This window comes from Colwellia sp. BRX10-4, assembly GCF_014077465.1.
GTDB lineage: Bacteria > Pseudomonadota > Gammaproteobacteria > Enterobacterales > Alteromonadaceae > Colwellia_A.
Map to the genome: position 1 here is coordinate 12,447 of NZ_JACGVZ010000035.1, position 14,701 is coordinate 27,147.

The 14,701-nt window shown below is 36.0% G+C and carries 13 protein-coding genes, 1 pseudogene and 1 riboswitch; of the genes and pseudogenes, 11 read left to right on the top strand and 3 right to left on the bottom strand.

Annotated features, from left to right (window positions below; all coding sequences use genetic code 11):
- The first annotated feature begins 95 nt into the window (after positions 1-95).
- From H4J67_RS18295 to pssA, 5 genes are all read left to right on the top strand, one after another.
- Positions 96-2,162 (top strand): NADPH-dependent 2,4-dienoyl-CoA reductase, encoded by a 2,067-nt coding sequence (locus H4J67_RS18295; RefSeq protein ID WP_182204624.1) that lies wholly within the window; start codon positions 96-98, stop codon positions 2,160-2,162.
- Between the two features lie 123 nt (positions 2,163-2,285).
- Positions 2,286-2,513: a hypothetical protein gene (locus H4J67_RS18300; RefSeq protein ID WP_182171456.1), complete on the top strand. Its 228-nt coding sequence runs from the start codon at positions 2,286-2,288 to the stop codon at positions 2,511-2,513.
- Between the two features lie 434 nt (positions 2,514-2,947).
- Positions 2,948-3,328, top strand: a complete 381-nt coding sequence (locus tag H4J67_RS18305) for a hypothetical protein (protein ID WP_182171459.1) — start codon at positions 2,948-2,950, stop codon at positions 3,326-3,328.
- Positions 3,329-3,453: 125 nt separating this feature from the next.
- Positions 3,454-4,113 carry a methyl-accepting chemotaxis protein gene (locus H4J67_RS18310; RefSeq protein WP_182204626.1) on the top strand — a complete coding sequence of 220 codons (660 nt, stop codon included), beginning with the start codon at positions 3,454-3,456 and terminating at the stop codon, positions 4,111-4,113.
- A 196-nt stretch (positions 4,114-4,309) separates the two neighbouring features.
- Positions 4,310-5,638, top strand: a complete 1,329-nt coding sequence (gene pssA / locus H4J67_RS18315) for a CDP-diacylglycerol--serine O-phosphatidyltransferase (protein WP_182171465.1) — start codon at positions 4,310-4,312, stop codon at positions 5,636-5,638.
- A gap of 68 nt (positions 5,639-5,706) precedes the next feature.
- On the opposite strand, the gene H4J67_RS18320 is transcribed toward pssA, so the two are convergent.
- On the bottom strand, positions 5,707-6,408 hold the full coding sequence (locus tag H4J67_RS18320; RefSeq protein WP_182171490.1) for a 2OG-Fe(II) oxygenase: 702 nt from the start codon (positions 6,406-6,408) through the stop codon (positions 5,707-5,709).
- A gap of 137 nt (positions 6,409-6,545) precedes the next feature.
- On the opposite strand from H4J67_RS18320, the gene H4J67_RS18325 reads away from it, so the two are divergent.
- From H4J67_RS18325 to H4J67_RS18335, 3 genes are all read left to right on the top strand, one after another.
- Positions 6,546-6,944, top strand: a complete 399-nt coding sequence (locus H4J67_RS18325; protein WP_182171468.1) for a thioesterase family protein — start codon at positions 6,546-6,548, stop codon at positions 6,942-6,944.
- A 178-nt stretch (positions 6,945-7,122) separates the two neighbouring features.
- Complete coding sequence (ssb, locus tag H4J67_RS18330) at positions 7,123-7,776, top strand: single-stranded DNA-binding protein (RefSeq protein WP_182171471.1); 654 nt, start codon at positions 7,123-7,125, stop codon at positions 7,774-7,776.
- Between the two features lie 249 nt (positions 7,777-8,025).
- The gene (locus tag H4J67_RS18335; protein ID WP_182171474.1) at positions 8,026-8,496 is read left to right on the top strand and encodes a site-specific integrase; all 471 of its coding nucleotides are present in this window, start codon (positions 8,026-8,028) and stop codon (positions 8,494-8,496) included.
- Positions 8,497-9,090: 594 nt separating this feature from the next.
- Here the strand turns inward: H4J67_RS18335 and H4J67_RS18340 are convergent.
- Positions 9,091-9,543, bottom strand: a complete 453-nt coding sequence (locus H4J67_RS18340) for a hypothetical protein (protein ID WP_182171476.1) — start codon at positions 9,541-9,543, stop codon at positions 9,091-9,093.
- Between the two features lie 836 nt (positions 9,544-10,379).
- Here H4J67_RS18340 and H4J67_RS18345 point away from each other — a divergent pair.
- From H4J67_RS18345 to H4J67_RS18355, 3 genes are all read left to right on the top strand, one after another.
- Positions 10,380-11,039, top strand: coding sequence for a hypothetical protein (locus H4J67_RS18345; protein WP_182171479.1), 660 nt, complete (start codon positions 10,380-10,382; stop codon positions 11,037-11,039).
- Positions 11,040-11,717: 678 nt separating this feature from the next.
- The gene (locus H4J67_RS18350; RefSeq protein WP_182204627.1) at positions 11,718-12,125 is read left to right on the top strand and encodes a hypothetical protein; all 408 of its coding nucleotides are present in this window, start codon (positions 11,718-11,720) and stop codon (positions 12,123-12,125) included.
- Positions 12,126-12,505: 380 nt separating this feature from the next.
- A riboswitch (cyclic di-GMP riboswitch) is annotated at positions 12,506-12,591 on the top strand.
- A 65-nt stretch (positions 12,592-12,656) separates the two neighbouring features.
- Positions 12,657-14,027, top strand: coding sequence for a hypothetical protein (locus H4J67_RS18355; protein ID WP_182204629.1), 1,371 nt, complete (start codon positions 12,657-12,659; stop codon positions 14,025-14,027).
- A 508-nt stretch (positions 14,028-14,535) separates the two neighbouring features.
- Here the strand turns inward: H4J67_RS18355 and H4J67_RS18360 are convergent.
- Positions 14,536-14,701, bottom strand: a pseudogene (locus H4J67_RS18360) (IS110 family transposase); the annotation flags it as partial.

Below are 14,701 nucleotides of genomic sequence, written 5' to 3' on the forward strand. Positions count from 1 at the left end.
TCAAAATAGTACTTGAATTTATCGTTATAAACGTCTACTTTATAATGATAATAACTGGTTTGACCATAAAAATAATCCCGAAAAAGTGAACTACTATGACAATTAGCACAGCCAATAGCGCCTTTCCTAACTTATTAGCCCCATTAGATTTGGGTTTTACCACCTTAGCAAATCGTACACTCATGGGCTCAATGCACACTGGACTTGAAGAAGAAAAGGGTGGCTTTGATAAATTGGCCGCTTTTTATCAAGCACGAGCTAAAGGTGGTGTCGGCTTAATTGTTACCGGTGGTATTAGCCCCAACGCACGCGGGCGCCTAACACCTATGGGCTGTGAACTCAGTAAGTTTTGGCACGTCGCTAAGCATAAAAAAATTACTGAAGCAGTTCATCAGTACCCAACAAAAATTTGTTTGCAGTTGTTGCACGCTGGTCGTTATTCTTATCATCCATTTAGCTTTGCGCCAAGTAAAGTTAAGTCACCTATAAACCCATTTACACCCGCTGCGATGTCAGTTCGTCAAATTAAAGGCACCATTAAAGACTTTGCCCATTCAGCATTATTAGCACAACGTGCAGGCTATGATGGTGTTGAAATTATGGGTTCTGAAGGTTATCTAATTAACCAATTCTCATGTGTGCGCGTTAATAAAAGAACTGATGAATGGGGAGGCTGCGTTGAGAACCGTATGCGCTTAGCCATTGACATCATTAAAGCCGTTAGAGAGAAAGTGGGTGAAAAATTCATCCTTATTTTTAGATTGTCGATGCTAGATCTTGTTGATGGAGGTAATAGCTGGGCCGATGTAGTTACCATGGCAAAGGCGGTTGAAGCCGCAGGGGCGACATTAATCAATACCGGTATTGGTTGGCACGAAGCGCGCATTCCTACTATTTCTACTTCGGTACCACGTGCTGCATTTACTTGGATCACTGAGAAAATGAAGCAAGAAGTTTCTATCCCATTGGTGACAACTAACCGCATAAATACCCCAGAGGTCGCTGAAGAAGTTTTATCATCAGGACAGGCAGATATGGTTTCAATGGCGCGACCATTTTTAGCTGATGCGGAATTTGTCCAAAAAGCGATGGAAAATAAAAGTGATGAAATCAACACTTGTATTGGTTGTAATCAAGCTTGTTTAGACCATGTTTTTCAGCAAAAACGTGCTTCTTGTTTAGTGAATCCAACGGCATGTTATGAAACAGAACTCACCTTTGCTAAAGCAGCAAAAAATAAACGTATTGCTGTTGTTGGTGCTGGCCCAGCTGGTTTAGCTTTTAGTGTCTATGCAGCACAACGAGGCCATAAAATTGAAATTTTTGACCGTGCTAGTGAAATTGGCGGTCAATTTAATTTTGCTAAGCAAGTACCAGGTAAAGAAGAATTTTATGAAACGATTAGGTATTTTAATAAGCAAATTAATTTACTCGATATTAAGCTACATTTATCTACTGAGGCTACTGCTGAAACGCTAGCAAATGCTGGCTTTGATGAAATAGTGGTTGCAACGGGAATTTTACCTAGAAAACTCGATATAGAAGGTATTGAGCATGAAAAAGTAAAAAATTATTTAGATGTACTACGTGATAAACAACCCATAGGAAAAAATGTTGCCGTTATTGGTGCTGGTGGTATTGGGTTTGATGTTGCGGTTTACTTAGCAGAAGAACACGAAAAAAGTCCTCTCGTGAACAACAAAGACAAATGGTTAAAGAGCTGGGGCGTAGATCAAAGTTATCAGAGTAATGGTGCTTTGCTGGACAAATCGGCAGTAGAGCCTATTGAAAAAACATCACGTAATATTCACTTATTGCAAAGGAAGTCGACTAAGGTCGGTGCAGGGTTAGGGAAAACAACGGGTTGGATCCACAGAGCGACCTTAAAAAATAATGGTGTAAAAATGTTAGCTGGTGTCAGTTACAAGAAAATAGATGATGCAGGTTTAACCATTGAAATTGATGGCATAGAGCAAGTACTAGATGTTGACCATGTTATTATTTGTGCAGGGCAAGAATCACAACGTGGTTTATATAATAAATTAGAAAGCATCAAGGGTGCGGAGCAAGGACTACACTTAATTGGTGGTGCTAAAGTTGCTGCTGAATTAGATGCGAAAAGAGCGATACGCCAAGCTGCAGAACTTGCTGCTATAATCTAACAGTGAGTGCTCGCCGACTTGTTAAAGATATGAATAATAATTGAAAGAAAGCAACTCTGTTTATGGTCAACTGCTATGTAGTTATATTCGCATAACAGTTGACCTATAAAAATAAGAGTAATTATGTCTGCATTTCTTAAACCTGCAATCTCACTTTCTAATGCTTTACGTTTTAAAGCGAAATTTATTCCCTTAGCGGGTATGTTTGTTCTCCCTGTTTTTCTTGGATCATGGTGGATAGTTCAAGAGCAAAGTGCTTTGATAACCCAACACGAAGAGCAATTAATTGGGCTAACACAAATACAGCAAGTAGTAGCACTAAAGCAAGCTATAGCCGATAGTCGCTTTTAACAAGTTAAATCGAGTACAGTTACCAATAAAATTTCACAATTGAACTTACCTAATAATATTTCAACTTCTACATTGTTGCAGGCTTGGCAAGGTTTACTCGAAAAACAAACCTCCCTTCAAACTGAAGGTTACTAAGCAATTTATGAGCAAAGCTTATCGATACGAGAACGCCTTGCCGCTTTAAGTGGCTTATCCAGAGAAAATGACGCGATAGCCTTTTACTTAGCTGAGGCAAGCAGCCAACGGATCCCCACCTTATTAGAATATTTAAAACGGACTGAATCAATCAGTGCTCAAATTATTACCAATGGTTTTAATGCAGAAAACTACACTCTTGTTGTCGCGCTTGATAAACGCCTTGATGAACTACAAGTACAACTTGATAAAACAACCGTACAGCTAGATCGTGTTCTAATGATGAATTGTCTTTATACTTGCCTAAACACGCCGACTTTAATTTACAACTTGATGGCTACCAGCAAAAATTACATCAACAGATGATCGACCCAGATAGAATATCGTTAACTCAGCAGCAAGTGACACAATTAGCCGATACGGTTTATCAATTGACTGAAAGTTTGCTAAAAACCAGTGACAGTTTGTTATTAACAAGAATTGATACCCTAACGCAGAAGAGTGAGCAAACTCTTTGGACTTTAGCGATAGTATTAATGGTTGTTATTGTGGTGATTGGCTGCTTACTCATGGGGATTTATTATTCTTTAGTTAAGAATGTTAATGCCATCAACCAAGCGGCTGAGTATTTAGGTAGCGGTAACTTTTCTCAGGCGTTAAGAGTTAACGCGTCTGATTAACTTGGTGACATTGCTAAAAATTTCAGTCAAATGCAAAGAAAATACGCCAGTTACTCACTATTTTTAGTGATGATATTAGCAAATTACGCGTTTCGGCAAACAACATTCATCAACTCACCGATCATATGAAGCACAGTATTGCCCAGCAACAGCTAAACACACACTCGGTCGTGCAGTCTATCAATGAAGTTAGTGGCTCGGTACAGATGATTTGTGACAATACCGCAGCGACACTGCAATTAACGGAACAAACCAGCGAGCACGTTAATCAAGGTGGTCATATTATTAGTGACACGGCACAAGCCATTAATAATATTTCAGAGGAGGTTAATACGTCTGCAGGCCTTATTGATGAATTCGCAAAATATAGTCATGACATTGGTCAGTTTGTTAATGTCATAAAAGAAATAGCCGATCAAACCAATTTGTTGGCACTTAATGCGGCTATCGAAGCTGCACGAGCTGGAGAGCAGGGGCGTGGTTTTGCTGTTGTTACTGATGAGGTTAGAACGTTAGCCAGTCGAACTCAAGATTCTACAGCCGAAATTCAACGTATAATTGCCTTGTTGCAATCAGGCACCAGTCGCTCTGTTGAAGCAATGCACCAATGTGTTGCAATGGCTAAACAAGGAGTTGATAAAACCACACTTGTCAAAACCACTTTTACAGAAGTTACGCATAATGTTGAAGACATTGTTGGTGCGACCTTACAAATATCAACCGCCGTTAATCAGCAGGGTGTTATGGTAAAAGAAATTGCAGAAAATACCCAAAGTATTGCCTAAGACGCAGACTTAGTTATGCAATCAGCAAAAGATGTAGCCGGCGCAGGGGAAAATTTATTAACACTGGCCGACCACCTTACTCAGCATCTGTCGCAATTTAAACTCGATGACTTATCGAAATAAAGTGACTGTTCGAACAAATAAGGTATTATTGCCCGTTAAACCAATGTGTTCATAAATTAAGTGGATTTCCTGAATGAATAAAGTATTAGCGGGTATTCCTCTTTTAGCTGAAAATATTACGGTGCTATCAAGCGCAAAGCAATACGCTACCGCCTTAGTTCGATTAATCGAAAGTGCACAATCACGTATTTATATAACGGCTTTATATTTACAAGATGATGCGGCTGGTCAGCAAGTATTACATGCCCTATATCAAGCAAAGCAAACTAACCCTCATTTAGATGTTAAAGTGTTTGTTGATTTTCATCGCGCGCAAAGGGGTCTGATTGGTGATAAATCAGGGCAAGGTAATCGCGATTTTTATCTTGAAGTAGCCTCACAATACAGTGAAAGTATTGCCGTTTACGGTGTACCGGTTAAACGTAAAGAATTGATGGGCGTTTGGCACTTTAAAGGGATGATTTTTGATAATACTTTACTTTATACGGGGGCGAGTATTAATGATATCTATTTGCACCAAGCTGAAAAATATCGTTTAGACCGTTATTACCAAATTCAATCACCGGCGTTGTGTGAAAGTTTTTGCCAATTCCTTCAACAAACCTTTGTTAAGAGTGAACTTTCACCGCAGTTAAATGTGGCGACATTACCTAATAAATTACAAATAAAAAATAAAATATTTAAACTAAAAGCGTTATTAAAAACGGTACGTTTTAACTTCTACGCCCAACAACCTGAACCTTTAGCTGAGGAGTTATCTGTTGTGCCGCTGATTGGTTTTGGCAGGAGAAAAAATCAACTTAATCAACAGATCCGCGAAACTATTCGTTTATCAAAGAAAAATTTACTGATTTTTACCCCCTATTTTAATTTACCAAAGCCGATTATGCGAGATTTACGTTCAGCGCTAAAGCGTGGCGTTGAAGTGACTATTATTATTGGCGATAAAAAAGCCAATGATTTTTTTATTGCGGATGAAAATAAATTTTCAACAATAGGTATTATTCCTTATATTTATGAGACCTTATTAAAGGCATTTTTAAAGAGGCAACAAAAATACATTGATAACAAGCTGCTGAAAGTGCGTTTATGGCAGCACGAAAGTAATAGTTTTCATTTAAAAGGCATCGTTGCTGACGAACGCTGGCATATTTTGACCGGTAATAATTTAAATCCACGGGCTTGGGGCTTAGATCTAGAAAATGGTTTATTAATTGACGATGCCAAGCAAAAATTATTACCTACGCTCACTGATGAACTGGCAGTCATTAATCAACATACGCAATTAATTAGCAGTTACTTGCAACTCGAATCCCAAGATCAGTACCCAGAAAAGCCTAAGAAACTGTTAAAAAAATTAAGAATGGCTCAGATAGACCGATTACTGAAACTATTTTTATAAGAAAATAGATTATAGCTTTTCACTTCAGCATGTCATAGGCATGATGAAGTGAAACGGGTATGTTTTTGCTAAGGTTGTGGGGTGTAAATTTTATCTGCGGGGTTAAATAGCATCCATGACGTTAACACATACTTATCTGATGACACCGGTACATTGCCTCTGTGGGTATGAGTAAAGCCACAAGGAGCAATAACCATAGTGCCAGCTTTTGGCTTAACACTTCTTTCTTGATAGAAAAAATCAGTTTCACCACCTTCTTCGACATCATTTAAATATATAAGAAAAAGCAAGTTTCTGTGCAATGCATTATTATCACCAAGCTGTGGAAATATTTCAGAATGCCAATAATTATAATTACCTTTACCCTGTAAATATTTTTGAGCATTAATCGGGGCGAGTCTAAATAAGTACTGTATTAAATTGACTAAATTAGGTCTACCTACCTCTTCAAAATTATCAGCGGTTAGTTGTACGGGCTGCTTTGTTACTGGGTGCTGTACGGTTAAAGAAATACTACTGATCAAGCTAAAGTAGTATTTGCTGACATACTCAGTGATATGAGTAATACAGGCTTGTAAAATGGTTTCCAGTGCCGGCTGAAATTCAGCATGCTGATTTAAATAAATATCCTGACTAATTTTTTTACTGGTATCTACGCCGCCACCGGTACGTCCTTGGTTTTTATGCGGACTCCCTTCAAAATCATAAATGAATCTTTTACAAAATTCTGGAGAAAGGGCGTTAGGGTATAGTTCTATAAAGTCAGTCATAATTTGATAAGCTTCAATAAATATTGATAACGAAAATACCATAGCAATAGCTTATATTCTATTAACTTCGCTTGTACACTTCAATACAATGAAAAAGTATGTAAAATAATCTCACTTAAAATCTGTGAGAAATGTTTATGTTCAGTGAAAAGTTAATGCCAAGATTTAGCGATACCGATGCGCTAGGCCATATAAATAATACCTTGTTACCTGTGTGGTTTGAAGGAGCGAGAGATCCGGTCTTTCGATTTTTTATGCCGGCATTAAATACAAAAAATTGGCAGTTAATTCTGGCTAAAATAGATGTGGAATTCCATGCTCAACTTTACTATGGTGAAGAAATTGAAATCCATACCTATATAGGTCGTATAGGTGGGTCATCGTTTACTGTTTACCAAGAAGCGTGGCAAAAAAATAAAAAATGTGCGTCAGGAACTGCAGTTATGGTTCACTTTTGTTTTGAAAATCAATCGTCTTTAAAAATACCGGAGCTGATAAAAATAGAAATGAAGGCTCACCTTTTTCCAGAAGAATAATGTCGGTTTAAAATAATCAAAAAATAAACTTAAAAATGCACGGAAACTCAAAGAAATTTTTTACTCACAATGATAGAATAATTGCCACTTTTTAAAATTGCATCGATAAATTATTTTATGTTTGTCGATAACGTAAATCAGTAAATAGAATATTTACGCACAAAGATAGGATTTTTTCATGGCCGGTGTTAACAAAGTAATCATTTTAGGTAATTTAGGGAAAGACCCAGAAGTACGTTTTATGCCAAATGGCGGTGCAGTAGCAAATCTTACTCTCGCAACGTCAGAAACCTGGAAAGATAAGCAAACTGGCGAGCAAAAAGAAAAAACAGAATGGCATAATATCGTGATGTACCAACGCTTAGCTGAAATTGCGGGTGAATATTTGAAAAAAGGTTCAAAGATTTACATTGAGGGTTCATTGCAAACCAGTAAATGGACAGATCAGCAAACAGGTCAAGATCGCTATAAAACAGAAATTAAAGCTAACACAATGCAAATGCTAGATGGTAAACCTTCTCAAGGACAGGGTGGTGGTTTCGCTAATCAAGGGCAGCAACAAGGTGGTGGTTTTCAACAACAAGCACCCGCACAACAAGGTGGTTATTCTCAGCAAGCAGCACCACAACAGCAAGGGGGCTTCCAACAGCAAGCACCGGTTCAACAAGGTGGTTTTCAACAGCAAGCACCCGCACAACAAGGTGGTTATACTCAGCAAGCAGCACCACAGCAACAAGGTGGTTTTGCAAATCAAGGACAACAAAAGCAATCAGCTCCTAAAGTTAACCCTCAAGAGCCGACGATTGATTTTGATGATGATATCCCCTTTTAAGGAACATCTAGTAAGAATGTAAAGCTTTAGAACACCAAATGAGTTTTCTAATCACCTTAAGCCCGCTAATTTAGCGGGTTTTTTAGTATTTAAGCGCTGAAAAATGTGTAAAGCAGTTTTTGGCTATATTTGGTTAGGGAATGCACCTAATAAAATGTAACGTTTTGGTACGAGTTAAAAATAAAATTATAGATTTTGAATAAAGTGACTATAACTATTATCGTCGTTTAAAAATAAAGTGATATTAAAATGGTCGATAAAAAAATATTTAATAGTGAATTAATATTTTCAGTTAAATTAAATGAGATGTTAGTTGTAGCTGAAGAAAAATATGATAAAAAAGTATCTACTTTTATTAAACTATCAGCCTTTACTGGGATGAGGGTTGCAGAGTTAAATAATTTAAAGTTTTCTGATTTTAATGAAGTTGGTAATATCATTTTTATTTCAGGTGTAAATGGGAAAAGAGAAGTTGTATTAACTCAACAGATCATAGGTGCTGTTACTTTACTCAAGAAAAGCTACCCTCATTGTATTTATTTATTTCAATCCCCTAATGAAGATAAAGGTGTGATTCCATTATCACCTCGTTATTTATCAGGTGTATTTCGAAAAATCGTGGACATAAGTAAATCGCCTATTAAGATATCGTCATTTAGACAATTATACGTTACTGCTTTAGTAAAACATGAGTTAAGTACGAATGATTATTTTACTTAATTATTATTAAATATTTATGACTAGCATAACTTTGAGATTGCTCTCATATACGGCAGTTAGTAGGTTTGAAAAGGGTATAGTCATCTTTACTTACTTTAGGAAACTGCATTTCAGTCATAATGTCTGAAATGCAGCCTTCAATTTTAATGATTACTTTGTGCTCATAGGGGAAACTAGCACTCGTTAATCCTAACGTCCGCTGCAAGCTCATTGCTGCCGGTGGCGACTCGTATCTGAACATTCACTTTTGACACATTGCAGACATTAGGATTCAATCTGCAACGTTAATTTGGATTAGATTTTTGCATGGATAGCGTCCTGTAAAGGGGGAAATTGTAGCTGGCTAAAATGTGAAGCGGAGCGGTACCTGCCAACTGTAATTTGTCCCACTTGAATAGCTTATAGTTCTACCAAGCCACTTAATAAAGTAACTTGCTTTTATATTAAGTGGAACATGCTTCTATTGGTTACGAATATTAAACAAAAAAAAACCCCGCAAATTGCGAGGCGAAAGGTTTAATTGGTTGGGGAATCAATCAAACTACGTGTTAATAAAAGTCAAAACCGATATTACACATTTAAAAAATAAACAAATTAGCTTTTGTATTTTTTAGCAAAGCGAACTATGTTTTGGCCATTACAAACTATGTATCTAACATCACTGTAATTTTCATTAACGAAGTTAAAGCCATTAATCGCCGCATCTGCACAAATTTTTGACGCCTTATTTTTATTTGTTGTAACAAATTTATATTGTGGTTTTGTTACAACAAATTCTATTTCTGCAATTTTAGCTACCTTTTTAGGCGTTTTTGAAAACTGAATTAATGATTTACCGTTACATTGGATAATGTATTGAAGGCCACTATAGTTAATACCTAATTCTTTGGCTTTATCTTCTGCTGAAGTTAAGCCATTTTGCGCTGCAGCTAGACAAACTTGAGTTTCAGCTGAATAGTCAGTTGCGATAAACTTTACATTAGACGTTGTCGCAAATGTGTTTAAAGAAACAATGGCAGTAAGTGCTGGTATAAGTAAAGTTTTCATAAGTACCTCAGAAATTTAAAAAGTTTGGAATGCTTTAATTGCCGACGAGTGTATAGAGCTAAAACTCTAATGTAAATAAATTTCGTAATAAAACCACTATTTTGTGATTATATTTGTGTTTCGCTGTGTTTTGTTCTTTTTATACGTTATTTAGTTACATTACGGTGTTGATCTAACTATATTTAAAGGGATATTAGTAAAGGTTATCGTTTGAAAGGAAGGTTTTCAGCAGGAATTGACTTACCACCGCTTATGTATAAAGTGAAATAAAAGGGGTCAGAGTCGTTTTAAATGAACTGTATTGGGGTAGTCGGTTTATGATTACTTTTGCCACATTGCCGACTTAAAATAGACTTGTATTTATCACAATAAATAGTCCGCTTAGCCATAGCGGTCATTCATTAATTTATATTGGCATGACTAATTAATGCGTAAATGAGATTATTATTCGAGATAATTTGAAACGATAAGCTTAGGTAACTGTTCACTATAAAGATTCGAAATATTTAGCTATGCCTATTTTGTGGTAATAACTATATTAGATACTTAAGAGGTCATCAAGTTTCGCCCAACCCAAATTTATATTTGATTTACTACAATCTAAAATATTTTTTAAATAAATTTGATGTGTTCGTTTTTTGTACTATTATAATGTAGTAGGCACAAGGAATGTGGTATTTCTCCTAATAAATCTTGAATTGCGCTTCTTTGTTCCTAAAGTTCTTCTACATAATAAAGGAATAAAAATGCGTACAATAAAATTGTTACTCACTACTTTACTAGTTGTTAGTTCATATTCTTTCGCTGATAACGTCCAATGTTCAAAGGGACGATGTGTGAATGGAGATACCGACGCCTCATGGGGCCTAACTTTTACCCCTTCATTTAAAAATTTATACCCTATAAATTTAATAAACACAGATAAAGAGTGTAATGACAGCAGCGCTACTCCGACAAATATCCCCAGAAACACCTATTTTAAACAAACCCTTGATCATAATGCACAAATAGATGAAGAAAAAATTGTTCATGTATATAACGTAGACTTAAAAACCGATAAATCCACAACAACTAGTACATATTTTAATAAGCCCTTTAAATTCTGTTTAACAGAAAATAATAAAGTAGAAAAATCTAATTACATAAGAGTCGGTGGATTAAACACAGGATTATTAGTTATACCTTATAAGCTTAGAAAGGGGGACATATATAGTGACTCAGCTATAGGGCCATACATTTCATATAAAAGAGAGACATTTGAATTACTGGCAGCATTTGGCTTATCCAAAATATCAGTTAGTGAAGTAGGTACGGATAAGGTCGAAACAGAAGATGGCCTGACCCTTGCCCTTGGTGTAAATTTTGAAATCAGTAAAAATTGGGACATTGCTCTAATTGTTGGTGTAGATCATTTATCAGGTTCAAAGGGGGATGACTGGGAGTTTCAAGACGAACCTTGGGTATCTTTTGCTATAGGTTACAGCTTTACTAGATAAGTATAAAGAATGTATTCCTGTGAGAAAACAAAACAAATTTTTGTTAAATTTTTTAATGCAATAAGAGGGGATAGGTACATTTTAACTACTTATCAAACACCATAATAACTGCAACGAGAGTTATGTCAGCCGTGAACGGACGTTAGGATTAAAGAGTTGCTAACTTCCGCTGTGGTGGCTTTGTTGCCAGTCAATGAACTTAAAAATCGAGTGTGTTATAAACATCAAAATCACATTTTTTTACCTATTGAGAACGTCCTATCAGGAAGCTCATAGCGTAATGGGTTTATTCAGCCATATCCGCTTTAGATTAAAACATACAAATATTTTCAGTATAAATTCTCAAATGCTAACTTCTGCTCTATATAGAAAGTGATCCTAAAAACTAAATCTCACTTGGTGATTGTTAATCTCAACTATTATGCGTAGTCACATATGTTTATAAAAAAACACTTTAGGGGGCTTTTTTATAACTGAACTATTAATTTTTGATCTAGGTATTTTTTATAAATCATAAATACCTCATGATTCCAATTATTTTAAAGTAAAAGATTGTCTTTTAAGTGGTTGTATTTTATTGTAATTATTTTTATAGATAAATAATATAAAAATCTCTTATAAAAATTAAAAAGTTTACCAGAATAACTTACAGCGTTTTAACAGTTGTAGGAGGTTCTTATGGAACTTAACTTTAGAGTAGAAAGATTTCAGTTTGATAATGGTGAAGAGTGTTGCACGTTGGCTGATAGTGATGGTATGCCGTTAATGTATCCAACATTATATGTAATGAGAAAATTAAGAGCTAAGGATCAGGCTGGCACCTTAGAAAATAAAATATCTGCCTTATCGGTTTTATATACTTGGTTGGAGCATGAAGAAATAGATTTGAATCAAAGGTTCTCAATATTAAATTATTTAACAGAGGACGAATTAGTCAATTTAAGAGATTTTTGTGCTAATAATTTTTCAACAAAATCAATTGATAACCTTTCACAAATCAATGCTTTTAAAATTGTAAACACGTCTGAGCCTATTACTAAGTTAAAAACTTGCCCTAAATATGCTCCTGAATTTGTAAAGGCTTAATGTCCGCAATTGGCTAGCTGGAGAAGTCTCAGATGCTCGCTATCTAATGTTAACAAAGATACGATAGCTGACATTAATGAATTAAAGGGTAAAGACTCCTCCGTGCGCAAACCGGAAGTAATATTTTGAAATTTTGAGTGTTTGTCTAGGTCAACTGTGCACCAGTTAGTTGACCAAAGACATTCGGCAGTAGAATTAAAAATCATAGAGGTAGAAGTCATAAGGTAACTGTGGATACTAACGTCCGCTTGGGTGTGGTAAACGAACTATTTACACTGATAAATTCACGTCCAAACTAGGTTAATCATATAAACATTAGCGCTACTATTTAATAGCGAATATAAATAATTTTGAACTTATCTGGCTTTACGATAAAATCAGCTAATAACTGGCAACTATTAACGAAAATTAATAGACGCAAAGCTATTAGCCTAAGTGCATTGCATAAGGTCATGGGGTTGTAATTTATACGGATACTTTTACTACCTTGTCTGTAACGTATTCACTACATCATTTATTGAGAGGTTAAAGATGTCCCACACAAACAAGTATTTTGTTATCTTCGTTCTTACTTTGTTCCTAAGCGCCTGTGGCGGCGGAGGTGGGACTAGCGATACAGCCTCATCAAATCCAACACCAGTGGTAATGCCACCTGTTACTTCATCATGCACTAACCCTCATAACGCAGATTACCCCGTTGAATATAATGGTAAATTTGAAACACCCTCCCCCAGAAGTCAACTTGCTAGCAGTATAGTTAGAAGTATCAGTTTTAAAGATTATTCACCTAGTTGGATTTATGATGGTCTACCCCAGTCTACTCGCGACAATTGTTCCAGAGATGAATATGTAGAATTGATGTATTTGGAAGCATTACAAGCGATGAGTGTATCTGGCGCACAAAGGTTTTGGATGTACAATTATGGTGATTGGAACGATAGTCAAGAACCCTGGGTAGTAGACGAAGCTAAGTATCATACCCCTAAAAAGTATGTCGAATATATTGTCGAGCAAGCAAATCTGCTCGGCATTGAAGTTTATTTTTCTTGGCAGTTTACTCAAACCAATAATGATCGAGAAATTATTGTTGAGCAAGGTGAGGACCTCACATTGGGCAAGCTTAAAATACTATTGGATGCACATCAAAATAATATTATTATTCAGGCAAAACATGCCCAAGAAATCGGCATAAAAGGCATTGCCGCTGACTGGAATGCAATGTGGGTCACTTTGCATACAGATGAACTAAAAGATTATTATATTGAACGATTTTCCGAAATAATTGACGATATAAGCGCCAATTTTGATGGTGAAATTGTTTGGGGACAAATAGGGACTGTCTATAATGACCAACGAATATTCTCCAGAGTCGATAGCATTGTGATCAATGCCTTACAGTGCTGTGGGAATCAATTTAACGCCGAAGAAAATGCCAACCTAACAACGGAATTGATAAAACAGAAAACGTTTGAATCGCTCTCCTACCAACATAGTCAGATATATTGTGACGATATTAACCAGCCATGCTGGTATGGTACTTCAGATATAGATTTACCGATAACACTTGTTGTGCAAGTACAAAGCCGTGAAGACTTTTTTCTCAATGGTTGGAAAGAAGATGGTTTCTGTACTCCTGGAACTATAGAAGATGGAACTGAGGTAAGTTGCATTCAAGAAAGTTTCGTTACTGATTTTTCTGTTCAATCAGTCGGCATAGAAGGCATTATGCAAGCAATTGAAGAGCAAGATACTTTTATGATAAATAGCGTCGACATACATACTGGTTATTGGCTTTCACAAACATTAATACCCAGTTTTGAAGGTTTCCCTAACATATCTCAATCTGTCCGCGGAAAACCTGCTGAGGGGATCGTTAAGTATTGGTATACTGGGCAAGAATAGTTAAATAACAACCATCATAAATTTACCAAGATAGACTTCTGGTCTTTCTTGGTCATTTTACTAACCACCAGCTTAAATGAATTATCCATCATCCGCTCTATATCACCTTGTGGAATTGAACCGTCTAAAATAATTGAATTCCAATTTCTTTTAGTAATGTGGTAACAATTTTATGTGAAAATTTAAAATTTTGATCAGCTTTAGCGAGAAATTATCAATATAATTTAAAGTTTCTATGACCGCTGTGATGGCTTTGTTCACATTCAGATTTAACTGGCTATAGGCAAAAAGTAATCATCAAGAGACCATGTTTTTATCTATGAAGAACGTCCGCTATCAGGAAACTGCCAGAGTAATGTGGTTATTAAGCCATGTCCGCTGTAGATCAAAACATACAAAAGTTTTCAGTATAATTTCTCAAATGATAACGTCTTCAAAGTGGCAGTAGTTACCCTTTCAAACTAAGCCTTAATGTCAGCTTCACGCCCTGAGGCATTCAACAAGTATTTTATGCAGCCAATAAAGGAGAGTTTCTTTCCTTTAATGCTTTTAAATATTTGGATTCATCATAAGGTACTTTCGTTTTCCAACACCTAAATACAATACGCACCCACTTGAAAGCCAAAGCTCTTACCGCTGATTGATGAGACTTACCCTTAGCTCGTTGTTGGTTG